23 protein-coding genes are annotated in these 26,480 nt (G+C 73.7%); 13 read left to right on the top strand and 10 right to left on the bottom strand.

The features are described 5' to 3' along the window. Positions 1–18: 18 nt before the first annotated feature. The 5 genes from ACQY0Z_RS34490 to ACQY0Z_RS34470 all read right to left on the bottom strand — a co-directional run bounded on the left by ACQY0Z_RS34490 (position 19) and on the right by ACQY0Z_RS34470 (position 4,369). The gene (locus tag ACQY0Z_RS34490) at positions 19–1,098 is read right to left on the bottom strand and encodes a cobalamin B12-binding domain-containing protein (protein WP_189899857.1); all 1,080 of its coding nucleotides are present in this window, start codon (positions 1,096–1,098) and stop codon (positions 19–21) included. Next, a complete protein-coding gene (locus ACQY0Z_RS34485) occupies positions 1,095–2,672 on the bottom strand; it encodes a PP2C family protein-serine/threonine phosphatase (protein ID WP_439813515.1) in 1,578 nt (525 codons plus the stop codon). Before ACQY0Z_RS34485 ends, ACQY0Z_RS34490 begins: the two co-directional genes overlap by 4 nt. 235 nt (positions 2,673–2,907) lie before the next feature. Then, on the bottom strand, positions 2,908–3,630 hold the full coding sequence (locus ACQY0Z_RS34480) for an adenosylcobinamide amidohydrolase (protein ID WP_439813514.1): 723 nt from the start codon (positions 3,628–3,630) through the stop codon (positions 2,908–2,910). 103 nt (positions 3,631–3,733) lie between these two features. Then, positions 3,734–4,153: an ATP-binding protein gene (locus ACQY0Z_RS34475; RefSeq protein ID WP_189899863.1), complete on the bottom strand. Its 420-nt coding sequence runs from the start codon at positions 4,151–4,153 to the stop codon at positions 3,734–3,736. A gap of 66 nt (positions 4,154–4,219) precedes the next feature. Beyond that, positions 4,220–4,369: a hypothetical protein gene (locus ACQY0Z_RS34470; RefSeq protein ID WP_019525643.1), complete on the bottom strand. Its 150-nt coding sequence runs from the start codon at positions 4,367–4,369 to the stop codon at positions 4,220–4,222. Between the two features lie 203 nt (positions 4,370–4,572). Between ACQY0Z_RS34470 and ACQY0Z_RS34465 the strand changes: the two genes are divergently transcribed. Both ACQY0Z_RS34465 and pgm read left to right on the top strand, forming a co-directional pair. Further along, complete coding sequence (locus ACQY0Z_RS34465) at positions 4,573–5,034, top strand: hypothetical protein (RefSeq protein ID WP_189899865.1); 462 nt, start codon at positions 4,573–4,575, stop codon at positions 5,032–5,034. Between the two features lie 107 nt (positions 5,035–5,141). After that, positions 5,142–6,782 carry a phosphoglucomutase (alpha-D-glucose-1,6-bisphosphate-dependent) gene (pgm, locus tag ACQY0Z_RS34460; protein WP_439813513.1) on the top strand — a complete coding sequence of 547 codons (1,641 nt, stop codon included), beginning with the start codon at positions 5,142–5,144 and terminating at the stop codon, positions 6,780–6,782. A gap of 23 nt (positions 6,783–6,805) precedes the next feature. Here the strand turns inward: pgm and ACQY0Z_RS34455 are convergent, their stop codons facing one another. Beyond that, positions 6,806–7,342, bottom strand: a complete 537-nt coding sequence (locus ACQY0Z_RS34455) for a hypothetical protein (RefSeq protein WP_189899868.1) — start codon at positions 7,340–7,342, stop codon at positions 6,806–6,808. A gap of 345 nt (positions 7,343–7,687) precedes the next feature. Between ACQY0Z_RS34455 and ACQY0Z_RS34450 the strand changes: the two genes are divergently transcribed. From ACQY0Z_RS34450 to ACQY0Z_RS34415, 8 genes are all read left to right on the top strand, one after another. Continuing rightward, the gene (locus tag ACQY0Z_RS34450; protein ID WP_347226606.1) at positions 7,688–8,677 is read left to right on the top strand and encodes an alpha/beta fold hydrolase; all 990 of its coding nucleotides are present in this window, start codon (positions 7,688–7,690) and stop codon (positions 8,675–8,677) included. A gap of 69 nt (positions 8,678–8,746) precedes the next feature. After that, positions 8,747–9,157 carry an AraC family ligand binding domain-containing protein gene (locus ACQY0Z_RS34445; RefSeq protein WP_439813512.1) on the top strand — a complete coding sequence of 137 codons (411 nt, stop codon included), beginning with the start codon at positions 8,747–8,749 and terminating at the stop codon, positions 9,155–9,157. 102 nt (positions 9,158–9,259) lie between these two features. Beyond that, entirely contained in the window at positions 9,260–10,345 is a 1,086-nt protein-coding gene (locus tag ACQY0Z_RS34440; protein ID WP_254587105.1) for a substrate-binding domain-containing protein, read from the top strand. 176 nt (positions 10,346–10,521) lie between these two features. Next, positions 10,522–11,871 (top strand): ABC transporter substrate-binding protein, encoded by a 1,350-nt coding sequence (locus ACQY0Z_RS34435; protein WP_439813511.1) that lies wholly within the window; start codon positions 10,522–10,524, stop codon positions 11,869–11,871. 28 nt (positions 11,872–11,899) lie between these two features. After that, on the top strand, positions 11,900–12,874 hold the full coding sequence (locus tag ACQY0Z_RS34430) for a carbohydrate ABC transporter permease (protein WP_381730841.1): 975 nt from the start codon (positions 11,900–11,902) through the stop codon (positions 12,872–12,874). Next, positions 12,871–13,734: a carbohydrate ABC transporter permease gene (locus ACQY0Z_RS34425; RefSeq protein ID WP_189899880.1), complete on the top strand. Its 864-nt coding sequence runs from the start codon at positions 12,871–12,873 to the stop codon at positions 13,732–13,734. Before ACQY0Z_RS34430 ends, ACQY0Z_RS34425 begins: the two co-directional genes overlap by 4 nt. Positions 13,735–13,762: 28 nt before the next feature. Then, positions 13,763–14,785, top strand: coding sequence for a hydroxyacid dehydrogenase (locus ACQY0Z_RS34420; protein ID WP_439813510.1), 1,023 nt, complete (start codon positions 13,763–13,765; stop codon positions 14,783–14,785). Continuing rightward, the gene (locus ACQY0Z_RS34415; RefSeq protein WP_439813509.1) at positions 14,782–16,683 is read left to right on the top strand and encodes a DUF2264 domain-containing protein; all 1,902 of its coding nucleotides are present in this window, start codon (positions 14,782–14,784) and stop codon (positions 16,681–16,683) included. The genes ACQY0Z_RS34420 and ACQY0Z_RS34415 overlap by 4 nt, the downstream gene beginning before the upstream one ends. Positions 16,684–16,699: 16 nt before the next feature. On the opposite strand, the gene ACQY0Z_RS34410 is transcribed toward ACQY0Z_RS34415, so the two are convergent. Beyond that, positions 16,700–17,644, bottom strand: a complete 945-nt coding sequence (locus tag ACQY0Z_RS34410) for a hypothetical protein (protein ID WP_439813508.1) — start codon at positions 17,642–17,644, stop codon at positions 16,700–16,702. Between the two features lie 316 nt (positions 17,645–17,960). On the opposite strand from ACQY0Z_RS34410, the gene ACQY0Z_RS34405 reads away from it, so the two are divergent. Together ACQY0Z_RS34405 and ACQY0Z_RS34400 are read left to right on the top strand one after the other, a co-directional pair. Continuing rightward, on the top strand, positions 17,961–21,347 hold the full coding sequence (locus ACQY0Z_RS34405) for a CARDB domain-containing protein (protein ID WP_439813507.1): 3,387 nt from the start codon (positions 17,961–17,963) through the stop codon (positions 21,345–21,347). 196 nt (positions 21,348–21,543) lie between these two features. Then, positions 21,544–22,428 carry a hypothetical protein gene (locus tag ACQY0Z_RS34400; protein WP_254587099.1) on the top strand — a complete coding sequence of 295 codons (885 nt, stop codon included), beginning with the start codon at positions 21,544–21,546 and terminating at the stop codon, positions 22,426–22,428. A gap of 16 nt (positions 22,429–22,444) precedes the next feature. Here the strand turns inward: ACQY0Z_RS34400 and ACQY0Z_RS34395 are convergent, their stop codons facing one another. From ACQY0Z_RS34395 to ACQY0Z_RS34385, 3 genes are all read right to left on the bottom strand, one after another. Continuing rightward, positions 22,445–23,890 (bottom strand): hypothetical protein, encoded by a 1,446-nt coding sequence (locus ACQY0Z_RS34395; protein ID WP_254587098.1) that lies wholly within the window; start codon positions 23,888–23,890, stop codon positions 22,445–22,447. A gap of 167 nt (positions 23,891–24,057) precedes the next feature. Continuing rightward, complete coding sequence (locus tag ACQY0Z_RS34390; RefSeq protein WP_189899890.1) at positions 24,058–25,050, bottom strand: MASE1 domain-containing protein; 993 nt, start codon at positions 25,048–25,050, stop codon at positions 24,058–24,060. 61 nt (positions 25,051–25,111) lie between these two features. Further along, the gene (locus ACQY0Z_RS34385; RefSeq protein ID WP_189899892.1) at positions 25,112–25,942 is read right to left on the bottom strand and encodes a PP2C family protein-serine/threonine phosphatase; all 831 of its coding nucleotides are present in this window, start codon (positions 25,940–25,942) and stop codon (positions 25,112–25,114) included. 127 nt (positions 25,943–26,069) lie between these two features. On the opposite strand from ACQY0Z_RS34385, the gene ACQY0Z_RS34380 reads away from it, so the two are divergent. Next, a complete protein-coding gene (locus ACQY0Z_RS34380; protein ID WP_019525662.1) occupies positions 26,070–26,417 on the top strand; it encodes a hypothetical protein in 348 nt (115 codons plus the stop codon). The last annotated feature ends 63 nt before the right edge of the window (positions 26,418–26,480 follow it).

Here is a 26,480-nt window from a genome sequence, read left to right as displayed (position 1 = left end):
CGGCGTGCTCCCCTCCTGTCAGACCACCGTGTCCGTGACCGCCGGGCCGGTCCTGCCCGTGAGATGGGCGGCGCCGGCGCGGACCGTGGACAGGGCACGCGGGAAGTCGTGCAGCCGGTCCGCGAGGATGTCAAGGCCGGTCACCAGGGAGTGCGGCGGGACGTTGCGCGCGGACAGCACGTCCGCCGTCCAGCCCAGGAACTCGGTGAACACCTCGACGGCGTCGACGTAGAGGGCGGTCGCCAGGAAGTCCACGACGTGCGCCAGGTCCTCGGCCGTGCGCTCGCGCTGCGCGTCGCTGTACTCCCGCAGCGGCGGGAAGCGCCGCTCCAGCTCCGTCAGCGTCTCCTTCACCAGCCGGGCGCGCGACTGGGTGACCATGCTGTACTCCTGGTCGGCCAGGTGCGGCAGGTCGTCGATCGCCTGCCGGACCCTCGTGGGTCTCTCCGGACCGGCCTCCAGCACGGCAGCGGCGCCCCGCGCGTCCGGGGCCCACGCGTCGGCGCCCAGGGCGCGCGCGTACCGCCCGTCCACGCCGAACGCCCGGCCGCCCGCCACCACCGGCACGCCCACGGACCGGCAGGCGGTGATCGCGGTGTGCGCCCGCGGCAGGTGCGTGGGGATGGACCCGGACAGCAGCACCGCGTCGGAGTTGGTGTGGTGCTGGTGCGCCACCAGGTGCGGGGTGGGCGTCTGGGCCCCGAGGTAGTCGACCTGCCAGCCGCGCAGCCGCAGGGTCTCGGCGACCAGCCGCGCGGGGAACGCGTGCCACTCGCCGTCGACGCAGCTCACCGTGACCCGGCCCCGCACGGCGTCGGGACGCGCGCCGCCGGAGCCGTGGTGCACCAGCGCGGTGATGACCCGTTCGTTGATCGCGGTCGCAGCGTGCTCCTGGGCGACGCTGATCCGGTCGGCGGCCCATTCGACGCCGATCCGCGCCTGCACCGCCGCGACCACGTCGAGCAGCAGGTCCTCCTCCTGCCAGCCGTCCGCCAGAGCGCCGCGGACGACGTCGACGGCGTCGTACTCGTCGCCGTCGGTCACCGCCTTCCACAGCGCCTCGCCGAGTTCGCCGGCCGAGGCCCTGGGTCCGCTCATGGTGTCCTCCGCGCTCGTCCGCCGTCACCGGCCGGGGCGCGGCCGCCCGCCGGGCTGCCGCCGCGCGGCGCGCCGATGGCCACGACGGCCATGTCGTCGTGGCGGCTCCCCGGCTCCAGCCACTGCGCGGCCAGCATCTGTACGTGTTCCACCATCGCCTCGCCCGGCATGCCGCCGCATCCCTCCAGGGCCTGCCGCAGCCGCTCCTCGCCGAACATCTCGTCGCCGAGCGGGCCGCCGCGGGCCTCGGTGATGCCGTCGGTGTAGAGCAGGCAGGTGTCGCCCGGGGCGAGTTCCGTCTCCACGGTGCGCGCGGTCACCTTGGGCAGCGCGCCCACGAGGGTGCCCTGCGTGGGCGTCTCCTCCACCCGGCCGTCCGCGCGCACCACCAGCGGCGGCAGATGCCCGGCGCTGGTGAGCCGCAGCCGTACCGCGCCGTCGTCCTGACGCTTCACGGACGCCAGCACCAGGGTCGCGAACCGCGCGTGGTGGGAGGTCAGCAGGGCGCCGTTGAGCATGCGCAGCACCCGGAGGTGGTCGGAGGCGAGCGGCAGCAGCGCGTGCAGCGTGTTGCGGATCTTCCCGGTGAGGACCGCCGCGTCCAGTCCCTTGCCGGCCACGTCGCCCAGCGCGACGAACGTCTCGGCGGACTCGTCGGGGCCGGGGTGGACGTCGTAGAAGTCGCCGCCGACCCGCTCGTGGTCCATGGCGGTGCGGTAGCGGCCCGCGTAGTCGACGCCGTGCACCCGGCTCAGCGGCGGCGGCAGCAGTTCCCGCATCAGGGTGCCGGTGATGGCCGTCTGCTCGCTGTACAGGCGCGCCGCCGACAGGGCGGTGCCCGCACGGGACGCGAACAGCCGGGCGAACACCTCCTCCTCCGGCGAGAACCCCTTCTCGGTGTCCGAGCGCAGCAGGATGAGCGCGCCCGCGGGCACCCCGTGCCCGGGCAGCGGCGTCACCAGCACGGAACCGACCGGCCCTGAGAAGCCCTCGGGGATCGCCCAGTCCGGGATGGCGTCCGGGTTGATCCAGCGGGCCGGCACGGGCGGGAAGCCGCGCAGGGCCTCGTCGAGCCCGGGGACGGTGAGCGGGTCGATCTGCCGCGTCTCCTGCACCACCCTGCGGCCGCGCAGTGCGTGGGTGACGGCGTACCGGTGGCCGGCGGGCGGGGTGATCAGCACGGCGGCCTCGGCGAGGTGGTCGGTGGCCATCCGGGCGGCGACCTCCGCGCAGCGCGGCACGTTCAGGGACGACAGCAGGGTGCTGAAGACGTCGGAGGTGGCGTCGGCGCGCTCCCGGGTCTCCCGCACGGTCTCATGGGCCGCGACGAGGTCGGTGCGGTCCAACAGCCACCAGGCCACACGGCCGTCCCCGGTGGGGGAGGGCCGGGCCTCGAAGGAGCGGCTGCCGAACAGCCCGGCCGGCGTGCCCGCCGTCGGGTCGGAGGTTCCGGCGACATGACGCCGGTGCGCCTCGGCCAGCCACGAGGGCGGAACGTCGGACGCGGCGGAGGACGCGGTGAGGCGGCGGGCGGCACGGTTGCGGCCGGCGATCCGGCCGCGTGAGTCCAGCACCAGAACGGGGCACGGAGCGTCGTCCCACGTGGGGACGGATCCGTCGCGCGCGTCGCACGGATCGGCGCTGGAACCGGGGGAAGAAATCACGAACGAGGTGCGCGCCGCGCACCCACCCCCTCTCTCGTCGGCATCAGCAGGTACGGCGGCAACGGTCCCCCATCCGTGCCCGCGAAGCAACCTGCCTGGTCGGCGAGGAAGTCCATGACGGGCCCAGTACCCCCCAGCAGGTGTTTCATGTCTCACGGCGGACGGCGGGAGCGTCCCCGCCGCCCTCGGTCACGGCGTCCCGCACGGCCCGGTGCACGGCACGCGCCAGCCGCGCCCCCCACAGCGACCGGGGCCCGGCGAACGCGTGCGCCTCCCGGTGCGGGGCCGGGGCGTCGGCGACGACGCACACCGCGTCGGTCGGGGTGCCGGAACAGTCGTACCCGCTCTCCACGAGCGCCTGGACCTTCGCCTCCGTCGCGGTGGCCACCGCGTTCACCAGCGCCGCGTCGGTCAACGCGGCCGGCACGGCCACCACCACGTTGATCGTGCCCGGCTCCGGAACGCCCTCCGCGCCCTCCGCGCCCTCACCGGGCCGCGCCGCCCAGCCGCGCACGTCCACGCCCGCCGTGACGAACGCCTCCACACCCGCGTCGCGCGCGTGCGCGTACGCCGACACGTCCGCCGCCGTCATCAGACCCACCCCGTGCCCGCTCAGGCCCGCGTCCGCGGCGAGGGAGGCGAGGTGCCGCTCCGGATCGGTACGCCGGTAGCCGTGCGCCACCTGTGCGTTGAGGATCCACGCCCGCTCACCGATGCCGCCGCCCAGCACCGCGCTGCTGATCGCCCGGCGCCCGGGACCCGCCGCCCACACCAGCGCGTGCAGCCGTTCACCGTCCTCGGCCCGGGTCAGCCGGCGCGGGGCCGGCAGGGCGGGCGTGGCGGGGTGCGGGGGCAGGACGGCGGTCACCGTGCGGGCTCCTGGCGGGCGGCGGCCCCCACGAGGCGGGCCTGACGTGGGTCGGCCCGACCGATCGTAGGCCAGGCCGGGGCCGCGTCCGCCGCCGGGGTGATCACACCGCGGCGGCCTCCTCCGGCGCGCGGAAGCAGGCGGTGACCGTCTTGCCGTGCGGGCAGGGCCGCGCCTCCCAGGTGTCCGCCAGGACGTCGACCAGCAGCATGCCGCGCCCGCCGACCCGCTCCTCGCTCGGCTCGCGCGGCGTGGGCAGGGAGGCGGACCCGTCGTGCACGGAGATGTGCAGGCAGCGGGTGTCCCACGACATCACCAGCTGCGCGTCGGTGCCGGCGTGCACATGCGCGTTGGTGACCAGCTCCGACACCGTGAGCAGCACGGAGTGGACCGTCTCGGGCGCTGTCTCGTCCCAGCCCAGGGAGGCGAGGTGCTCCTGCGCCCAGTCACGGGCCGCCTTGACCCCCTGGCCCATCGGCAGGGAGCGGGCCCAGCCCACGGTGCGGACCGACGATTCGTTCATGGAGTCCTTTCGGTGATCGGCCCGCGGCCCGCGCGGTCGCGCGGCGCCGTCAGGCCCGGGATCGGCTCAGCGCCGGCCACCGCGCAGCCGTCCCAGCAGCCGCTGGGCCTGCGCCCGCCGCCGGGGGTCGGCCGCGGCCCTGCGTACCTGTTCGGCCGTGCGGCGCCCCTGCGGACTCCGGGCGAACTGCTTGATGCGCTCCACCATGCCGGGCATGGCGACTCCTCTCGGTAGGCGACGGCGTGTGCGTGCCGCTGTCCTTCTACCCCCGGAGGGCCGGTACAGCCCGGCGCGGCCGGGGATTCTCCGAACCTCCGCACGCCCCTGCGCGGTTGACGGTGGTCCGCTTACCGCTGACGGTGAGCGGCGCCTCGTCACGGGATGTGTTTGCCGACCGGCCCTGCGGCAAACCGGTGTCCATGACCGAACAGAACAAGAATGCGAACCGGAAGACCTCGACCGCCGGGTCCACGGCGTCCAAGGCCGCCTCGACCGCCGACAAGACCGCCGGCAAGGCGACCGAGACGGCGAACGGCGCGGCCTCCAAGGCGGCCGACGCCGCCAACGGCGTGGCCTCGAAGGCGTCTGACGCCACGTCGGCCCTCGCGTCCGGCACCGAGCGTGCCGCGCGCGTGGCGAACGGCGCCGCCCAGTCCGCCGTCAAGGGCGCGGAGGCCGGCCGCCGCGCCGTCGTCACCGCCTCCGGGCAGGTGGCCGCCGGCGCCAAGACCGCCTGGACCGTCATCGCCAACCGCAGGCTGGTCGCCGCCGGCGCGGCCGCCGGACTGACCGCGCTGACCGCCGCCTCCTACGCGGTGGGCCGCCGCGCGGAACGCCACGCCCACGGGCCCCTGACCCGGATGACCGGCGGACGTATCTGACGTCCTCCGGGGCCGGAGCGGACCGAGCCCACTCGCGCGGCGACGCCCCGGCGGGGAAAGATGTCTCCGCAAGCGTGACAACCGACCTTTTGCGGAGGAGTGGGCACATGCAGCACGAGCGAGCGGGCGGTCCGGCCGGTCCCGAGGATCTCGTCGACGTCGCTCGGCTGGTCACGGCGTACTACGCGTTCCACCCCGACCTGGACGACCCGGGGCAGCGCGTGGCGTTCGGCACCTCGGGGCACCGCGGCTCGTCACTGGCCGCCGCGTTCAACGAGGACCACATCGCCGCGACCAGCCAGGCCATCGTCGAGTACCGCGCCGCGCAGGGCATCGACGGACCGCTCTTCCTCGGCGCGGACACCCACGCCCTCTCCGAACCGGCGCGGGTCACCGCCCTGGAGGTGTTCGCCGCCAACGGTGTGACGGTGCTGATCGACAGCGCCGACGGCTACACGCCCACCCCGGCCGTCTCGCACGCCGTGCTCACCCACAACCGGGGCCGCGGCACGGGACTCGCCGACGGCGTCGTCGTCACCCCGTCCCACAACCCGCCCGCCGACGGCGGGTTCAAGTACAACCCGCCCAGCGGCGGCCCCGCCGGCTCGGACGCCACCGGCTGGATCCAGGAACGTGCCAACGAGATCATCCGCGGCGGCCTGAAGGACGTCCGCCGCATCCCGTACGCGCGCGCCCTGGCCGCGTCGAACACCGGCCGCTACGACTTCCTCGGCACGTACGTCGCCGACCTGCCCAGCGTGCTCGACCTCGACGCGATCCGCGCCGCCGGCGTCCGTATCGGCGCCGACCCGCTGGGCGGGGCGTCCGTCGCCTACTGGGGCCGGATCGCCGAGGAACACCGCCTGGACCTCACGGTGGTGAACCCGCTGACCGACCCCACCTGGCGGTTCATGACGCTCGACTGGGACGGCAAGATCCGCATGGACTGCTCGTCGCCGTACGCGATGGCGTCCCTCATCGGACAGCGCGACCGCTTCGACATCGCGACGGGCAACGACGCCGACGCCGACCGGCACGGCATCGTCACCCCGGACGCCGGCCTGATGAACCCCAACCACTATCTCGCCGTCGCGATCGGCTACCTGTACGCGCACCGCGAGCAGTGGCCGTCGGGGGCGGGCGTCGGCAAGACCCTCGTCTCGTCGGCGATGATCGACCGGGTCGCCGCCGACCTGAAGCGCGAACTGGTCGAAGTGCCGGTCGGCTTCAAGTGGTTCGTGGACGGACTGGTCGACGGCAGCCTCGGCTTCGGCGGCGAGGAGTCGGCCGGGGCGTCCTTCCTGCGCCGCGACGGCTCGGTGTGGACCACCGACAAGGACGGCGTCATCCTGGCGCTGCTCGCCTCCGAGATCACCGCGGTCACCGGGAAGACGCCGTCCCGGCACTACGCCGAACTGACCGCGCGCTTCGGCGAACCCGCCTACGAGCGCATCGACGCCCCCGCGACCCGCGAGGAGAAGGCACGCCTGGCGAAGCTGTCCCCGGCGCAGGTCACCGCGGACACCCTGGCGGGGGAGCCGGTCACCGCCGTGCTCACGGAGGCGCCCGGCAACGGCGCGTCCATCGGCGGCATCAAGGTGACCACGGAGAGCGCCTGGTTCGCGGCCCGCCCGTCGGGCACGGAGGACGTGTACAAGATCTACGCCGAGTCGTTCCAGGGTCCGGAGCATCTGCGCCGGGTCCAGGAGGAGGCGAAGGGGGTCGTGCTGGCGGCGCTGGGCGGCTGAAGCTCGGCTTGTCTGCCGGCCCGTCAGCCGGTCCGGATCTCCGTGGCGGACGGGGTGGTGAGCCCGGCCGGCACGGAGGCCCCCGGCGGCAGCGTCACCGGGGCTTCCTCGGACTGCTGGAGCACGGTGTCGCCGGGCCCCTCGGCCGGGGCGCCGGCGCCCGTGGACAACTGCGACCAGGCGCCGAGGGCCAGGGCGATGGCGGCGGCGGTCCCCACGACACGCCCGATGCGGCGGAGCCGGGCGCGGGCGTCGAGGTCCCGCCAGGCGGGCCCCTCCCAGGGGTCGTCGGGCTGCCAGAGGTCGCCGACGGGGTCGGGGGTGTCGTGACGGGGCGGGGGCGAGGGCCGCTGTGCGGGTTCGGGGGCTCGGGGCGGCTGTGGAGGCTGCGGGGAGCGTCCCGCCGCCCGCTGCACCGCGGAGGGCTCCCAGGGGGCGGACGTACGGATGGCCTGCTCGCTGTCCATGAGGAACCGCTGCCAGACGTCGTCGGGCAGGGACGGCACCCCGTCCTCCCGATCCCGCGGCGTTCCGCCGTCGTCCGGTCCCTGCACGGTCACGTCCGTCCATTCCCTTTCACGTCCGGGAGCCCGCCAGGATCATCGCACAGCGCCGGAACGGGGAAACGGGGGACCGGCACGAGGTGATCTGCGGGCCGGTGGGGCTTGTCGGGCAGTTCCCCGCACCCCTAGGGGCCCAGGGGCGCGGGGAACTGCGCGAACAGCCCCCCTTCGGCCCGCACCGGCGACGAGACGGGAACGACCGTAGACGCCCCCACCGACACCGTTTGCCGGCCCCCACCGACACCGTTTGCCGAACCGGCAACATCACTCGCCCCGCCCCCGCACAACCCCGCATGCTCGGCGTACGCCCCAAAAGCCATCCGAGCGACTCAGGAGCCCCTCGTGCCGGTACCGACCTCGCCCCCCGTCCACCGACTCGTCCCCGCACCCGAGGGCCGCGTGCACCTGGTGGAGCAGGGCAGCGGTCCGCTCGTGCTGCTCGTGCACGGGTTCCCCGAGGGCTGGTACTCCTGGCGCCACCAGCTGCCCGCCCTCGCCGCGGCCGGCTACCGGGCCGTGGCCGTGGACGTGCGCGGCCACGGCCGTTCCTCCCGGCCCGCCGACCCTGACGCGTACCGCGTACGGGAACTCGTGGACGACGCCGTCGCGGTGGTCGAGGCCCTCGGGGAGCGGACCGCCGTCGTCGTCGGCCACGACTGGGGCTCGTCCGTCGCCTCGAACGCCGCCCTGCTCCGGCCGGACGTCTTCCGCGCGGTGGCGATGCTCAGCGTCCCCTACGCCCCGCGCGGCGGCCCGCGCCCCAGCACGGTCTTCGCGTCGATGGGCGGCGACGAGGAGTTCTACGTGTCGTACTTCCAGGAGCCGGGCCGTGCCGAGGCGGAGATCGAGCCGGACGTACGCGGCTGGCTCGCCGGGTTCTACGCGGCCCTGTCCGCCGACACCATGCCGGGACCGGCCGCGCCCTCCCCGTACTTCACCGGGCCGGGCGGAACCCTCCGTGAACGGTTCCCCGCGGACCGGCGCCCCGCGTGGCTCACCGACGCCGAACTCGACGTGTACGCCGGCGAGTTCGAGCGCACCGGGATGAGCGGCGCGCTGGCCCGCTACCGCGCCATGGACCGGGACTGGGAGGACCTCGCCGCGTACGACGGGGCGCCGGTCACCCAGCCGTCCCTGTTCATCGGAGGCGAACTCGACGCGTCCACCACGTGGATGGCCGACGCGATCGACGCCTTCCCGGTCACCCTGCCGGGACTGGTGTCCTCGCACATCCTGAAGGGCTGCGGGCACTGGGTGCAGCAGGAACGCCCCGAGGACGTCAACCGCCTCCTCACGGACTGGCTCGCCGCCCTGCCCGCGGCCCCGTGCTAGGTTCCCGCACGACAGCGAGCGCACGACACCCGGCGCGGCCGGGTTCTCGGGGACGGACGGCGGCGAACCATGACGTCGGAGCACACCGGAAGACCGGACGGTGACGGCGAGGCACCTCTGCCTCGGATCCTCTGCGACACGGCCGCACTGGCGGCCGCCGCCGCCGCCGGCGACGGGACCGCCGGCGCGCTGTGGCGGCTCGCCGAGTCCGGGCGGCAGCTCGACGCCAACGTCGTCCGTCTGCCGCCCGGCCACCGCGTGGACACCCACCGCGAGCCCGATCTCGACGTCCTGCTGCTGGTCCTCGCCGGCGACGGCGCCCTCACCGCCCCGGACGGCGAACACCCCCTCCCCGCAGGCACCCTCACCTGGCTCCCGCACGGCTCCACCCGCTCCCTGGCAGCGGGCCCCGACGGCCTCACGTACCTCACCGTCCACCGCCGCCGCCCGGGTATGACCATCGGCACCCGCCCGTCCTGACCCGCGCCGCGTGAGCCGGACCGCTTCCGCGGGCGCCCGCCGGAGCGATCGTTATGATGCCCGCATCGTTCAAACGAACATTCCGTCGCGGGGAGGGGCCTCATGCGCGAGCCGGTCGAGGTCAGGAGGCAGCGGATCCTCGCTGCCGTGGAGTCCCGGGGATCCGCGCGGGTGAGTGATCTCGCCGCCGAGCTGGAGGTGTCCGTGGTGACCGTGCGGCGGGACGTGGAGGAGCTGGCCCAGGAGGGCAGGCTGCGCCGCGGGCACGGCGTCGTGCGCTCCACCCTCGCCGCCCGCGACATCCCCGCGCCGCGCCCGCCGGACGGCGACACCGTGGCCGTCGTCGTGCCCGAGCGTCACCACTACCTGTACGAGTCCCTGCACGGCGCCCGCTCCGTGCTGGAAGCGTCCGGCAAGCGCATCGCGCTGCACATCGCACCCCAGGTCGCGGGCGCCGAACGCCCCCTGGTCGAGCGGGCGTTGGAGGACGGCGCCGCCGGTCTGCTGCTCGCCCCGCGCTGGCGCACCCTCGCCGACGAGGAGGCCGACCACGCCTGGCTCGCCGCGCTGGAGGTGCCCGCCGTGCTGATGGAGCGGCGCCCGGGGACGGGCACCGCGCTGCACGCCATGGACTCCGTCTGCTCCGACCACGTCTACGGCGCCCACCTGGCCGTCGAGCACCTGGTGGGCCTCGGGCATCGGCGGATCGTGTTCGCCACCCGCGACGACAGTCCCACCGCGCGCACCCTGCGGTCGGCGTGCGCCCGGATCGCCGAGGCGCACCCGCTCGTCGAGGCGTGGGCGTGGACGCTGAGCGCGCCCGAGGCCGGCCAGGAGGGCCCGTACGCGCCGGAGGAGACCGCCGGACTGCACGAGGTGCTGCGGAGGACGGGCGCCACGGCGGCGGTGCTGCATGGTGACGTCGACGCGCTGATGCTGGTGCAGCGGCTCGCGGACCACGGGGTGCGCGTCCCGGAGGACTGCTCCGTCGTCGCCTACGACGACGTGGTCGCCGGCCTCGGCACGACCCCGCTGACCGCCGTCGCCCCGCCGAAGGCGGACGTCGGCCGGGCGGCCGCCGAACTCCTCCTGGAACGCCTGGACTCGGAGGCCGCGGGCCCCACCCCCGTACGCCGGGTGGAACTCCTGCCCTCCCTCTCCGTCCGCGGCTCCACACGCGCCCTCTGAACGACCACCCCCTTCCGCCCGCACCGGCCGCCACAGAGACCGCGCCCACCCACGTGAGCGTTTGAACGTTTCATTTTCTTCTGATCGATCTATTGACCGTTTACCGGTCGAGCCCCCACGATTCCCGTGTCCCGAACAGCCGTGTCCCAGACACGCCAGGAGCCGCGGGAGGCGCCATGCCCGGTCGACACCGCCGTCGGTCCGTGCTCGCCGCGATGGCCGCCGCGCCGCTTGCAGGAGCCCTCGGCGCCTGCAGCGGGGGCGCGGACGACGCCCCATCAGGCAGCAGCGGAACCGGTACCGGAAAGAAGCCCGTTCGCGTCACCTTCTGGTCCGCCCTGCGCGGCAGCCAGGAAGTGGTCGACGCCTTCAACCGCACCCACGACCGCATCCAGGTCGACTTCCAGCAGATTCCCTCAGGAGGCCAGGGCGGTTACGCGAAACTCAGCAACGCCGCCCGCGCGGGCAACGCCCCCGACGTCGCCACGATCGAGTACCCGCAGGTGCCGGGGTTCGCCATCGACGGCGTCGCCCGCGACATCACCGACCTCGTCGACGACCGGCTGCGGGCGGAACTGCTGCCGCAGGCGTTCGGCCTGACCACCTTCCAGGGGCGGGTGTTCAGCGTCCCCCTCGACGTCGAGCCGATGGTGATGCACTACCGCGCCGACCTGTTCGACCGGTACGGCCTCCAAGTGCCGCGCACCTGGGACGAGTTCGCCGACCTCGCCCGCGTCGTCCGGCGCAAGGCGCCCGAGCGGCGGCTGGTGCTGTTCCCCACCGACGGCGCCACGCAGTTCGCCGCCTACTCCTGGCAGGCGGGCGCCCAGTGGTTCGACACCCGCGACGGCGCCTGGAACGTCTCCCTCGCCGATGCCCCCACCCGCCGTGTCGCCGCGTACTGGCAGGACCTGATCGACCGCGACGACGTCTTCATGAACGCCGTCGAGAGCCGGCAGTCCGACGCCCAGATCGGCAACGGGCTCGTCCTGACGCGGCTCAGCGGCGCCTGGGACGCCGGCGCGCAGATGAACGCACGCCCCGGCCAGAAGGGCCAGTGGCGCATCGCCCCGCTGCCCCGGTGGGACACCGCCCGCCCCGCCGTCGGCACCCACGGCGGCTCCACCTTCGCCGTCACCAAGGACAGCAGGAACCCCGAGGCCGCGATGGAGTTCATCGCCTGGCAGGTCTCCCACCCCGACGCCCTGCGCGCCCGCCTGTCCAGCGGCACCAGCAGCCAGTACCCGGCGGCCTCCGCCCTCGTCGCCGTCGGCCGGGACGCCTTCGACCGCTCCTACTACGGCGGCCAGGACATCTACACCCTCTTCGAGCAGGAGGCGGCCAAGATTCGCGACGGCTGGGTCTGGGGCCCGCGGATGACCGCCACCGGCCGGGTCATGCAGGACTCCTTCGCCCGGGTCTCCGCGGGCCGCGGGACGATCGTCGGCTCGATGCGCGCCGCCCAGGACGGCACGATGCCCGACCTCAAGGCCCTCGGCCTGTCGACCACCCAGCACAGCACCTGAGCCGCCCGAAAGGCAGGTGACACCCCTCATGACCGCGACGACCGAGCACACCGTGCGGGTCCCCGCCCCGCGCACCGCCGCCCCCTCCGCCCGCACCCGCCGCACCGCCCGGCGCCGCGGACTGGGCGCCGCCGGCGTGCTGATGGCCCCCTTCTTCCTGCTGCTGACCACCGTCTTCCTGATCCCCGTCGGCACCGCCGCCTACCTCAGCTTCTCCAGCGACGACCAGCCCGGCCTCGGTTTCGGCCCCGAACGCACCGTCTTCGTCGGCCTGCGCAGCTACGCCGCCGTCCTCACCGACCCGACCTTCCTCGGCGGCCTCGGCACCGTCGCCGCGTACTGCCTGATCTACATCCCGCTCATGGTCGTCGGCGCGCTGCTGCTGGCCCTGCTGCTCGACTCCGGCGTCGTACGCCTGCGCGCCTTCGCACAGCTCGGGCTGTTCCTGCCGCACGCCGTGCCCGGCATCATCGCCGCGCTGATCTGGCTGTACCTCTACACCCCCGGCATCAGCCCGGTCATCGACCTGTTCGCCCGCGCCGACATCACCGTCGACTTCCTGGGCGTGCATACCGTCCTGCCGTCCATCGTGAACATCGCCCTGTGGAGCAACCTCGGCTACAACATGGTGGTCTTCTACGCCGCCCTCCAGGCCGTGCCCCGCGAGGTGATCGAGGCCGCCGTCGTCGACGGGGCAGGCCCTGTGCGCACCGCGCTCCAGGTGAAGACCCCGCTGGTGCGGGCGTCCATCGTGATGGTCGCCATGTTCACCCTCATCTGGGCGCTGCAGCTGTTCACCGAGCCGATGCTGCTCAGCCAGTCCTCCCAGATGATCAACTCCCGTTTCTCGCCCAGCATGTACATCTACGACGCGGCCTTCACCCGCAACAACTACAGCCTCGCCGCGGCCGCCTCGGTGGTCCTGCTGCTGTGCACCGTCGCCCTGTCCTACGGCGTCACCCGCCTCACCAGCCGCGACTCCACCGCCGAGGAGGCCCGATGAGCGCCACCGGCACCACCGCGCTGCGCCCCCGCCTGCTGGGCCGGGCCACCGTCAACGCCGTCGTCGCGATCTCCGTGCTCTACACCCTGCTGCCCGTGCTGTGGCTGGTGCTCGCCGCCGCCAAGAACCGCGACGCCCTCTTCGGCAGCGACCTGCTCTCCCTGAGCGGCTTCTCCTTCGGGCAGAACCTCACCGACCTGTTCGCCATGGACGGCGGCCTGTACGGACGCTGGTACGTCAACAGCCTGCTGTACGCGGTGCTCGGCGCCGCCGTCGGCGCGCTGGTGAGCGTCGCCTGCGGCTACGCCTTCGACAAGTACCGCTTCCGGCACAAGGAGAAGCTGTTCGGCCTGGTCCTCGCCGCCGTCATGGTGCCGCAGACGGTGCTCGCCCTGCCGCTGTACCTGATGGCCTCCGGGGCCGGGCTGGTCAACACCTTCTGGGCGGTGTTCATCCCCGTCCTCTTCAACCCGTTCGGCGTCTACCTCGGCCGCATCTTCAGCCAGGGCTACGTCCCCGACGAGGTGCTGGAGGCCGCCCGCATCGACGGCGCCGGCGAACTCACCATGTACGCGCGGGTCGCGCTGCGGATGCTGGGACCCGGACTGGTCACCGTGTTCCTGTTCCAGCTCACCGCCATCTGGAACAACTTCTTCCTGCCCATGGTGATGCTCTCCGACCAGGACCTGTACCCGGTCAGCCTCGGCCTGTACGCGTGGAACAGCTCCGCGTCCGTCTCACCCGAGTACTACCCCGTGGTCATCATGGGTTCGCTGCTCGCCGTGGTGCCGTTGATCCTCGCCTTCGTCCTGCTCCAGCGCTTCTGGCGCAGCGGTCTGACCGCCGGCGCCGTGAAGTGAACGCCCACGCAAGGAGTCACCGCACCACATGACCGAGCCCACGCCCGGCCCCCGTCCCCGCGTCGCCCTCGCCATGTCCGCGGGCGCCGCCTCCGCCGTCCTCGGCCCCGAGTCGCGCGCCGCCCTCGACGCCCTGTGCGGCCTCGCCCCCACGGTGCTGGAGGACTTCACCATCCCCGCCGCCCGTGCCGTGCTCGCCGACGTCGAACTGCTCGTCACCGGCTGGGGCTGTCCGCCCCTGGACGACGACGTGCTGCGGGCGGCGCCCCGGCTGCGGGCGGTCGTGCACACCGCCGGCAGTGTCCGCGGCCATGTCACCGACGCCTGCTGGGACCGCGGCGTCGAGGTGTCCTCCGCCGCCGCGGCCAACGCCGTCCCCGTCGCCGAGTACACGCTCGCGATGATCCTCCTCACCGGCAAACGGGTCCTGGAGAGCGCCCGCGAGTACCGCGCCTCCCGCACCCGCGCCGACTGGCTGCACACCCCCCGCACGGTCGGCAACCACCGCCGTACCGTCGGCATCCTCTCCGCTTCCCTCATCGGCCGCCGCGTGATCGACCTGCTCCGCCCGCACGACGTCGACGTACTGCTCCACGACCCGTACGTCGACGAGGCCGAGGCCGCCCGGCTCGGCGTGCGCGGCGTCGGACTCGCCGAGCTGTTCCGGCTGAGCGACACCGTCAGCGTCCACACCCCGCTGCTGCCCCAGACCCGCGGCCTGGTCTCCCGGGAGCTGATCGGCTCCATGCGGCCCGGCGCCGTGCTCATCAACACCGCACGCGGCGCGGTCCTCGACCAGGACGCGCTCACCGACGCCGCCCTCGCCGGCCGCATCCGCGCCGTGCTCGACGTGACCGAACCCGAAGTCCTCCCGCCCGACCACCCGTTGTGGGACTGCGACCACGTCCTCATCACCCCGCACCTCGCCGGCTCGCAGGGCAACGAGTGGCGCCGACTCGCCGACACCGCCGTCTCCGAGGTCGCCCGCTGGGCAGCCGGAGAGGGCTTCCTGCACCCCGTCCGACGCGAAAGGCTGGGCTTCCTCGCATGAGCATCCCGTTCGAACTGCCCGCCGACGACCACGACATCAGTCCCCGCACCGGATACACCCGGGCCCACTGGGAGGCGGTGGCGGACGGGCTGCTCACGGCCGCCTGGCGCTGGGCCACCCCGGCCGGCGCCTTGCTGCACCTGCCCGGCCGCCCCTCCCGCTCGGGCGTGCGCTCCGACGGCCTCGAAGGGTACGCCCGGACGTTCCTCGCCGCCGCCTTCCGCGTCGCGGGCGCCGACGGTGACGACCCGCGGAACCTGCTGGAGCGGTACGCGGCAGGTCTGGCCGCCGGCACCCGCACCCCCGGCCGTGACGACACCGAGTCCTGGCCCGAGATCCTCGACTTCGACGTCCAGGGCCAGCCCATGGTGGAGTCCGCGTCCGTCGCCCTCGGCCTGAGGCTCACCGCGCCCTGGCTGTGGGACAAGATCGACTCCGGTGTGCAGGACCGCGCCGAGGAGTGGCTGCGCGGCGCGCTGCGGCACACCCCCGCGCCCAACAACTGGTACCTCTTCCCGTACACCGTGGCCGGCTTCCTGGAGTCCGTCGGCCGGGGCGACGCCGAGACCGCCGCCGCCCGGGAGCGGGCACTGGGCCTGCTGGAGAGCTGGTACCGCGGCGACGGCTGGTACGCCGACGGCGACGGACGCGCCTTCGACCACTACAACGGCTGGGCCCTGCACCTCTACCCGGTCCTCGACGCCCACCTCGCGGGGGATGCCGACGCCCTCGCCCACCACGGCGGACGCCTCCGCGCCCACCTCGACGGCTTCTCCCTGATGTTCGGCGCGGACGGCGCCCCGCTCCACTACGGCCGCTCGCTCACATACCGCTTCGCCGCCGCCTCCGCCGTGTCACTGGGTGCGGTCACCGGGCACACCCCGCTGACGCCGGGTGCCTCCCGCCGCATCGTGAGCGGCAGCCTGCGCCACTTCCTCGACCGCGGCGCGCTCACCCCCGACGGGCTGCTGTCCCTCGGCTGGTACGGCCCGCACGAGGCGAGCCTCCAGGAGTACTCCGGTCCAGCGTCGCCGTACTGGGCGTCGAAGGCGTTCGTGACGCTGCTCGCCCCCGCGGACCACCCCCTGTGGACGGACACCGAGGAGCCCGCCCCGGTGGAGGAGACCGACCGGGTGCTGTCCCTGCCCGGACCCGGCCTGCTCCTGCAGTCCACCCGCGCCGACGGCACCGTACGGCTGCACAACCACGGCAGCGACCATGTGCGGCCGCACGAGGGGGAGTCGGCGGCCGACGACGACCCGCACTACGGCCGCCTGGCGTACTCCACCCGCACCGGACCCACCGCCCCGGCGAACGTCGCCGACAACCATCTGTCGGTGGAGGTGGCCGGGCGGCCCAGTGTGCGCCGCCGCGTCCACCCCCTGGGCGCGGGACACGGCGACGGCTGGGGCTGGGCCGCCTCCTGGCACCGGCCGGTGTTCGCCGCGGGCCCGCCGATGGTGCCGGGCCTGACGGTCGAGAGCGTCACCGTCGCGCACGGCGGTCTGGAGTTGCGCGCACATCGCGTGGTGGGGGCGCCGCCCGGATCACGGGTCACCCTCACCGGCTGGGCCACCGGCCCGGAGGAGCCGACGGTCTCCGCCCTGCACGGCCTGTACGGCTGGGACACCCCGGCCCCGGAGACGCTCCCGGCGCCCCAGGGCACCGCCTGGACCCCCTGGGCGCACGTGCCCCGCCTCACCGGCGGCTGCGGCGGCACCACCGTGCACCTCGCCCTGGCGTCCCTGACCACCGGCCCCGACGCGCCGTCTCCGGAGGACGCGGTGACCGATGTGCGGGTGGAGGACGGGACCGTGGAGGTGACGTGGGCGGCGGACGGCTCCCGCACCCGCGTCTCGTTCGGGCGGCCGTTGGAGGTGCGCCACACGCGCCCGTAGCCGCGGCCGGCCGGCCTCAGGACTGTGCGTCCGCCGCACGCTCCGGGGCCGGCATGCCGTTGTCGGGCGCGGTGTAGAACACCGAGGTGCCCTGCTTGCCGCGCTGGGCCTGGTTGCGCGCGACCAGGCCCTCCAGGGTGGAGCGGATCACCGTCACCTTGATGGTGCGTTCGGGATGCGCCTGGCCCAGCGCCGTGGCGACCTCCGCCGCCGAACGGGGCTCCTTCTGCTCGTCCAGATGACGGCGCACCAGGTCCACCAGCTTCGGCGTGTCGCCCTGGGCGGACTCCGCGGCCTTGGCCGGCGCCTTCACCGCGGACGCCTTCCCGGCGGGCTTGGGGGTGGCGGGCTTGCGCGCCGACCTGGCGCCGGTGGCCTTCGCCGAGCCGGCGGGCTTCGACCCGCCGTTGGCCTTCGCCGTGCTGCCGGCCTTGGCGGCACCGGCGGTCTTGGCGGCACCCACGGCCTTCGTCGAGCCGCCCTCCTTCGTGGCACCACCCGACTTCGCGGACGCGGCGCTCTGGCCCGCACCGCCCGCCGACACCTTCTTCCGCTTCGGCTTCTCCGCCTCCGACTTGACCGCGCCGCGGCCGCGCGGCGCGGGCACGGTCGCGCGTCCGGACCCGGCGGTCTCCTCCGCCGGCTCGGCGGACTCGTCCTCCGAGGGCTCGCTGACCGAAGCGGACTCAGCGACCGCGCTGTCCCCGACGGCCTCCGCCGAGGAAGCGCCCTCCGCGGCGGAAACGGCGTCAGCCGGGGGCCCCGCCGCCAGATCCAGCGCCTGCTGCATCTTCACCAGCAACGCATGGTCCCGCCGAAGCGCCTCCAACTGCTGCTGCAGCTCGGCGATCTCGGCGCCGACCCGCTCCTGCTCCTTGGCGTTGCGCTCGAGGTCGTTCGCGACCTGGGCGACGTACTGCGACGTGAGATCGGTGGTGGCGACGGTCGAGTGGTCGGACATGAGGGCGTCCTTTCGTCGTGTGGTCTGCCGGTGGCCAGTCATGGTACGGCCGGGCGGGGTTGACCGTTTCTCCTCCGCGGCCTCCCGCAGGGACGCCCGGTTGACGCCCGTGAGGCGCGAGGTGCCGCCGTTTCCTTCCGGACGCTGTGTCCACGCCATTGACAAGTGATGCGCGAGCCGGAAACTTCAAAGCGAGAGCCGCAAGAAATGAACGACGTCCCGCAAATATCGAATCGGGCGTCGGCAATCCTCGGCAGGTCACCGGGCTGCCCGGGTGGCCGCGCGCCCTCAGCACCCGCCGTGGAACGAGGACTACATGAGACGACGCACGCGTTTCGGCCTGCGTACGATCACCGGCCTGCTCCTGGCCGGCCTGGTCGCCGCCGGTCTCCCACCCGCTACGGCCGGCGCGGCCGCCGAGGCCGTCCGCGGACCCGACCTGGCGCTCGGCAGAAGCGCCACGGCCACCGGGTCCCATCCCGAACACCCCGCCACCAACATCACCGACGGCAGTCAACTCACCTACTGGGAAGGCCCCTTGGGTGACTTCCCGCAGTCCGTGCGCCTCGACCTGGGCGCCACGGTCGGCGTCGACGAGGTCGTGCTGAAGCTGCCGGCCTCCTGGGAGGCGCGCACCCAGACCCTCGCCGTGGAGGGCAGCACGGACGGCTCGTCGTTCACCGCGCTGTCCGCCTCGGCCGCCCACCGCTTCGACCCCGACCGGGCCAACACCGTCACGCTCACCTTCCCGGCCCGCGACGTACGCCATCTCCGCGTCCGCGTCACCGCCAACACCGGCTGGAACGCCGCCCAGCTGTCCGCGCTCGAGGTGTACGGCGAGGACGGAGGAGGGGGACCGGAGCAGCCGCCGGCCGACGGAACCAATCTGGCCCTCGGCAAACCCGCCGAGGCGACCTCCACGATTCACTCCTTCGTGGCAGCCAACGCCACCGACGGGCGCGTCGACACCTACTGGGAGTCGGCCGGTCACCCCGCCACGCTCACCGTCCACCTCGGCGCCGAGGCCGACGTCACCGCCGTCGTGGTGAAGCTGTACCCGGACGCGGCATGGGAGCGGCGCACCCAGAGCATCGAGGTCCTCGGACGTGACGGCTCGTCCAGCGCCTACACCACGCTCAAGGCCCGCGCCGACCACACCTTCGACCCGGCGGGCAACGGCAACAGCGTCACCATCCCCGTCACCGGACGTGCCGCCGACGTCCAGCTCAAGTTCGCGCACAATACGGCCGGTTACGGCGCCCAGGTCGCCGAGCTGGAGGTCCGGGGCACGGCCGCGCCCAACCCCGACCTGACCGTCACCGCCCTCGACTGGACCCCCGCCGCACCCACGGAGACGGACCCGGTCACCGTCCGCGCCACCGTGCGCAACGCCGGCACCGCCCAGTCCGCCGCCGCGACCGTGAACGTCAGCCTGGAGGGCACCGTCGTGGGCAGCGCACCCGTCGCCGGGCTCGCCCCGGGCGCCACCGCCACGGTGTCGGTGGACGCGGGCGCCCGCGCGAGGGGCAGTTACACCGTGTCCGCCGTGGTCGACCCCACGGACACCGTCCCCGAACTGGACGAGACCAACAACAGCCGTACCGCTTCCCAGAAGCTGACCGTCGCGCAGAGCCCCGGCCCCGACCTGGAGGTGACCGGCATCCGCACCAGCCCGGCCACCCCCGCCGTCGGCGCTTCGGTGTCGTTCACCGTCTCCGTGCACAACCGGGGTACCTCACCCGCCCCCGCCGGTTCGGTCACCCGGCTCACCGTCGCCGGGCGCACCCTCGACGGGGTCACGGGGGCGGTCGCCGCCGGCGCCACCGCCGAGATCGCCGTCGCCGGCACCTGGACCGCCACGGCGGGCCCCGCCGTCCTCACCGCCACCGCGGACGCCACCGGCACCGTCACCGAGACCGACGAGCACAACAACGTCCTCAGCCGGTCGATCGTCGTCGGCCGTGGCGCAGCCGTCCCGTACACCGAGTACGAGGCGGAGGACGGCGCCTACCGGGGTACCCTGCTGACCGCCGACGCCCGACGCACCTTCGGCCACACCAACTTCGCCACCGAGTCCTCCGGCCGTCAGTCCGTCAGGCTCGACTCCACCGGCCAGTACGTCGAGTTCACCTCCACCGACGCCACCAACTCGATCGTCGTGCGCAACTCCATCCCCGACGCCCCGGGCGGCGGAGGCACCGAGGCCACGCTCAGCCTCTACGCCGACGGGCAGTTCGTGCAGAAGCTGGGCCTCAGCTCCAAGCACAGCTGGCTGTACGGCAGGACCGACGATCCCGAAGGACTCACCAACACGCCCCGGACCGACGCGCGCCGCCTCTTCGACGAGTCCCACGCGCTGCTCGCCGACACCTACCCGGCCGGCACTGTGTTCCGGCTCCAGCGCGACGCCGACGACAGCGCCGCCTTCTACGTCGTCGACCTGATCGACCTGGAGCAGGTGGCCCCGCCCGCCGAGAAGCCCGCGGGATGCGTCTCGATCACCGAGTACGGCGCCGTCCCCAACGACGGCATCGACGACACCGCCGCGATCCAGCGCGCCGTCACCGCCGACCAGCGGGGCGAGATCGACTGCGTGTGGATCCCGGCCGGGCAGTGGCGGCAGGAGAGGAAGATCCTCACCGACGACCCGCTGGACCGCGGACAGTTCAACCAGGTCGGCATCCGCGACGTCACCATCCGCGGCGCCGGCATGTGGCACTCCCAGCTGTACACGCTGACGCCCCCGCACCAGGCGGGCGGCATCAACCACCCGCACGAGGGCAACTTCGGCTTCGACATCGACGACAACACGAAGATCTCCGACCTCGCCATCTTCGGCTCCGGCACCATCCGGGGCGGCGACGGGGGCGCCGAGGGCGGAGTCGGCCTCAACGGGCGCTTCGGCAGGAACACCCGCATCAGCAACGTGTGGATCGAACACGCCAACGTCGGCGTCTGGGCCGGCCGCGACTACTCCGACATCCCCGAGCTGTGGAACCCCGCCGACGGACTGGAGTTCACCGGCATGCGGATCCGCAACACCTACGCGGACGGCATCAACCTCACCAACGGCAGCCACGACTCCACCGTGACCAACTCGTCGTTCCGCAACACCGGCGACGACGCCCTCGCCGTGTGGTCCAGCAAGTACGTCAAGAACCCGGCGACCGACACCGGCCACGACAACCACTTCCGCAACAACACCGTGCAACTGCCCTGGCGCGCCAACGGCATCGCGATCTACGGAGGCCACGGCAACACGGTCGAGAACAACCTCGTGTACGACACCATGAACTACCCGGGCATCATGCTGGCCACCGACCACGACCCCACGCCGTTCTCCGGGCAGACCCTGATCGCCGGCAACGGGCTGTACCGCACCGGCGGGGCCTTCTGGAACGAGGACCAGGAGTTCGGCGCCATCACCCTGTTCGCCCAGGGACCCGACATCCCCGGCGTGGTCATCCGCGACACCGACATCCACGACTCGACGTACGACGGCATCCAGTTCAAGACCGGTGGCGGCGCCATGCCGGACGTGCGGATCTCGGACGTCACCATCAGCAAGTCGAACAACGGCTCCGGCATCCTCGCCATGAGCGGGGCACGGGGCAGCGCCACCCTGACGAACGTCACCATCACCGGATCGGCCGAAGGGGACGTGCTGATCGAACCCGGTTCCACCTTCGTGATCAACCGGTAGGCGTTCACACGCCGATTGCTCCGTCCGGCGGGCCCGCACCCCACGCGAGGGTGCGGGCCCGTCACCCGTGCGGCCCCTTGCCGGAAGGCGCCCCGCCGCGGGCGGCACCGGTTGCGGACGGCGCAGACGGGGGACTTCGCGCGGACGCGCGCGAGGAGCCGAGGCGATCCCGGCGGGACGAGGCCAGGCTGAGTCCATGGCTTCATCGATCGACTGCCCGGACCGTGCGCCCCGCGCCGTGTCCGGCGCCGCCCGGCGACCGTCCGCCGGACCCGTCCGCCTCCGTACCGGGGTGCGGCCGCGGGCCGTCGTGCTCATCGTCGTCGCCGTCCTCGCCGCCCTCACCGGGTGCGGGCCGGGCGGCACCTTCGGCGCGCGGGACGACCCCGCCGCCACCGGCACCACGGCGCGCGAGCACCCGTCCGCGACCGCCCCCGCGGCCGGCGCGCCCGGAGCGGCCGGCACCGCGCAGGGCCGCCCGGCCACCGAGGCGCCCGCGGTGATCCCCGGCCTCGGCCCCCGCACCCGGGCCTGGATCCCGGACGACGCCCGCCAGGTGGTCGTGGTCACCGGACGCGACCGGAACGCCAACCAGTCCCGGGCCGTGCTGTACCGCCACACCGGCACCGGCTGGCAGGCAGGCCCGGTGTGGCCCGCCCGCAACGCGCTGCGCGGCTGGACCGACGACCACTGGGCCGGCGACCTGCGCTCGCCCATCGGCGTCCACAGCCTCTCCGACGCCGGCGGACTGCTCCCCGACCCCGGCACCCGGCTGCCCTACGACCGGTCCGACGGCTTCGCCGTCAGCGGCACCGGGTTCGAAGGTGAGCCGCTGGAAGGGTCGTTCGACTACGTCGTCGCCATCGACTACAACCGCGTACCCGGCACCTCCCCGCTGGACCTGACCCGGCCGCTGGGCGCCGACCGGGGCGGCGGCATCTGGCTGCACGTCGACCACGACGGCCCCACCCAGGGCTGCGTGAGCCTCAAGAAGCAGCACATGCGGGCCCTCCTGCTCGCCCTCGACCCCGCGCTGCACCCGGTGGTCGTCATGGGCGACGCCGCGTCCCTGCGTGAATGACCGCCGCCCCGCCGGGTCAGGGCGCGATGCCGACCCCGGGGACGCGGCTCCACGCCTTCTCCCGCGCGGCCGTCATCGCCGGCCAGGACGTGCCGCCCGGCCGCGGAAGCACCCGCGAGGCGTACGGCGCGGGGCGGAACGCGGGGTCGTAGAAACAGCCGGTGGCGTACACCTGGTCGAACGCGGGGCAGGACGCGGCGACCGAACGCGGCGTCGGCCGCTGCCCGGTGCGCACCCAGCGGTCCAGCGCCGCCAGCGAGGTGGCGTACTCGGCGTCGCTCAGCGCGGAGTGCTCGTGCTCACCGGTGAACGTCCGCACCAGCCACCGGTCGCGGTGCGCGCCCCGCAGCGTGTCCCGGTAGGCCGCCTCGTGCTCGACGAACGCGGTCGGGTCGTCCTTGGCGTGCAACGTCAGCACGGGAATCTCCACCCGCCCGGTGAGGTCGCTGTCGTACGACAGGTCGCGCACCGCCGCCGGGTCGGCGGAGAACCGCTCCACGCCCGCGTTGAGCGCCTTGTCGTCGTGCGAACCGGAGTAACGCACCCCGCGGTTGGAGAACGGGTTACGGCCGCCCAGCCGCTCGTGCACGATGTCGCGGAAGGTGAACACCGAGAAACGCAGATGCGACTCCAGCGTCCGCTCCGGGATGCCGGTGACGTTCAGGATGTCGTCCAGGTTCCGCTGCTGGAGGGCGGTGCGCTCCCCGGGCGGCGAGGCGTACCCGGTGCACTCCTGGAGCCGGGCGCGCAGCCCGGCCGTGGTCAGCGTCGAGCCGTGGCGCAAGCCTTGCCACAGCGGGTACTGCGGCTCCTCGGGGCGGGGCAGGTTGGCGCAGTAGTACTGGTAGACCACGCGCAGGTCGACGCGGTGGTCGTAGCCGCGGGAGCCGCCCCCCAGCACCCCGTTGGTGAGCAGCGCCCCGTCGTACGGGCCGCCCTTCCCGGCGTACGTCTCGACGACCTTCGCGGCCACGTTCCCGCCCCACGACTGGCCGTGCACATACGTCCGCCGGGGTTCGCCGAACTCCTCGACGAAGAGCCGCCGTACGTTCTCGGTGTCGGCGGCGGCCATCCGGGTGCCGTAGCCGCCCCTGCGGTACGACGAGCCTGCCCAGGCGTACCCCTGGTCCACCACCACCCGCCAGCGCCCGAGGTCCTCGACGCTGCGCCCCGGGTCCGAGGCGTCGCCCAGGTCGGGGCCGCCGTGGGCGTGCACGACGAGCGCGCCGTTCCACCGCCCGGGAACCGCGATCGCGTAGTGGGCGCCGTTCGCGTCCGTGCCGGTGTAGCAGGCGGTGCCGTCCGGCAGCCCCTCGGGACAGGCGGCCGGCCGGGGCCCGGTGTCCCGGGCCTGCGCGGCCGGCGCCGGGGCGAGGACGCCGGCCAGCGTCCCGGCGAGCAGCAGGCCCGCCACGCGTCGGCGGGAGCGGGGGAGACGGAGGGCATGACGGAATCTGTTCACGGTGCGGCTCCTGTTCGGCGGCGCGTTGCTGCGCACGGGCGGCGATGCTAGGAACGCCGGCCGCCGGACACCATGGACGGAGCGTTTGCGTTCATACTGTTCTGCCGCCGGTTCGCCGCCGTTCCGCCTCAACGGGCCCGTGCCCGCCGCCGGTTCGCCTTCGCCGCTCAGGCCGCGCCGGTGCCCTCCTCCCGCTGCGGCCGTCCGTGCGGGAGGGCCTCGCCCGCCGTCAGATGCTCCAGCACCTCCACCAGTTCCTGGCACGCCTGTTCCACCGAGCGGCGGGTGTTGTGCTGCTCGGTGACGACCGCCGACAGCAGAAGGGCCGTCAGGGCCGCCGCGGCGTTGAACGCATGCAGATTGATCATGATCTGCATGTCCGGCACATGCGCGAACGGCCCCGAGTGCTCGGTCGCCGCGGCCGTCGCCAGCACGGACGAGAACAGGGCGCACAACGCGCTGCCGGGCAGTTCGAAACGCAGCGCCGACCAGATCAGCAGCGGGTAGACGATGAACAGCAGACTGCCCGTGCTCTGCGTGGCGAACGGCACCACGGCGCCCGCGACGGCCATCAGGGCCAGCGCCTCCTTCCAGCGCGTCCAGTGCGCGGGGGAGCGCACCCGGGGCAGGACCAGCAGCACCGGGGCGATCAGCAGCACTCCCATCGCGTCCCCCACCCACCAGGGCAGCCACACCGACCAGAAGCGCCCGGCCGGCAGGTCGCCGGAGACGACGAGCAGCGCTGCGGCGATCGTGGAGCTGACCAGCATCGCGGCGAAACCGCCGAGGAACACCAGGCTGAGGCAGTCGCGTAATCGGCCGAGGTCGGTGCGGAACCCGGCCCTGCGCAGCAGCCAGTAGGCGCACAGCGGCGCGGCGGTGTTGGCGAACAGCAGGCCGAGCGACGTCGGCCCCAGGGAGGTGAGATGGGCGATCACCAGCAACGTGCCGAGGGCGATGCCCGGCCAGATGCGCGGCCCGAGGATCAGCAGGGACGCGACGGCGATCCCGGTCGGCGGCCAGATGGGGGACACGACCGAGCCGTCGACCCGCAGCTCGTACAGCAGTCCGAGCCGGCCCCCGGCGTAGTAGCAGGCGGCGACGACCAGCGTCTGCAGTACGTAGACGGCCGGTGCACGAAGATCCTGGCGAGCCACCACACCTGTCATCAGACACCGAGCCAGCCCTCACGGCGAGGTGAGAGGCGCGGTGCTGTCGGCCCTATGGCTGACCGGCGGGCTCGTCGTGCCCGATCACCAGGACCGCCGCGTCGTCGTCGTGTCCCACCTCGGCCGCCCCCTTGATCACGGCGGCGGCGAGCGCGTCCACGTCCATGCGCGCGACCGCCGCGATGCCCGCGAGCCGCGACACCTGTTCGAGCCCTTCGTCCAGACGCATCGACGGGCCCTCCACGACCCCGTCGGTGACCATCACGAACACCCCGCCGGAGGCCAGCCGGTACCGCGTCACCGGGTACTCCGCACCGCACTGCACGCCCAGCGGCGGACCGCCCTCGTCGTCCGTGACGCCCGACCGTCCGTCCGCCGTGGCCCACACGCACGGCAGATGACCGGCGCGGGCGCTCTCCAGCAGCCGGGTCTCCGGATCGAGCCGCATGAAGGTGCACGTCGCGAACAGGTCCCCGCCCAGCGTCAGCAGCAGCTCGTTGGTCCGGGCCAGCAGCTCACCCGGGTCGCTGTTCACGGAGGCGAGCGCCCGCAGTCCGACCCGCACCTGCCCCATGAAGGCGGCCGCCTCGATGTTGTGCCCCTGCACGTCGCCGATCGACAGGCCGATCCGGCCGTCGGGCATGGTGAACGCGTCGTACCAGTCGCCGCCCACGTTGAGGCCCTGGTTGGCGGGCACGTACCGCACCGCGAACCGCACGCCGTCACCGGCGGGCAGGTCCCTCGGCAGCATCCCGCGCTGCAGCGCGACGGCCAGCTCCACCCGTGAGCGCTGCACCTCCGCCGCCGCGCGTGCCTGGGCCGTCAGCGTCCCGAGTCTGGTCAGCAGCTCGTCGCCGTGGTCCTTGGAGCCGGTGCGGGACATGGATCACTCACTCGGGCCGGGACACTCCGGTCCGCCCCCGGCAGGGACAAACCGTATGAAAACAACATTCACCAGGATGATAGGCAGAACGCGTTTGGCCGGGCCAGTCGGTGTGAAGGCTGGCCGCATGGAGCAGCGCGAGATCATGCAGCGGAGCGTCGGCATCCTCACGGAGGCCCTGGAGATGCGGCGCCGGCTGCGCGCCGACCCGGACGCCGACGTGACCGCCGGCAGCGCGGTCGCCGGGCTGCTCGAGGACATGCTGCCGCGCATCCAGCTCCCCGCCGACGCGAGCGCGCGCGAGGTGGCGGAGATCGTCACCGGCAAGCTCGGGCCGGCCATCGTGCAGATCACCTCCGCGCTCACCTTCGCCTTCGTCCAGCTCGCCGAGATCCATGACGAGGGCCGCACCGACGTGTCGTCCGCCGACGTCCTGCGCTCCATCGCGCTCCACTACGAACGGGGCGATTCCTGAGCCGAGATTCGGAGTGCACCTGAACCGCCGTGTGGCGGGCGGTGGTTGAGGCGCGGGTGAGCG

The sequence above is a fragment of the Streptomyces sp. P9-2 genome, from assembly GCF_051903975.1.
Lineage (GTDB): Bacteria > Actinomycetota > Actinomycetes > Streptomycetales > Streptomycetaceae > Streptomyces > Streptomyces cellulosae.
This window is presented reverse-complemented; position numbering and strand designations above follow the sequence as displayed.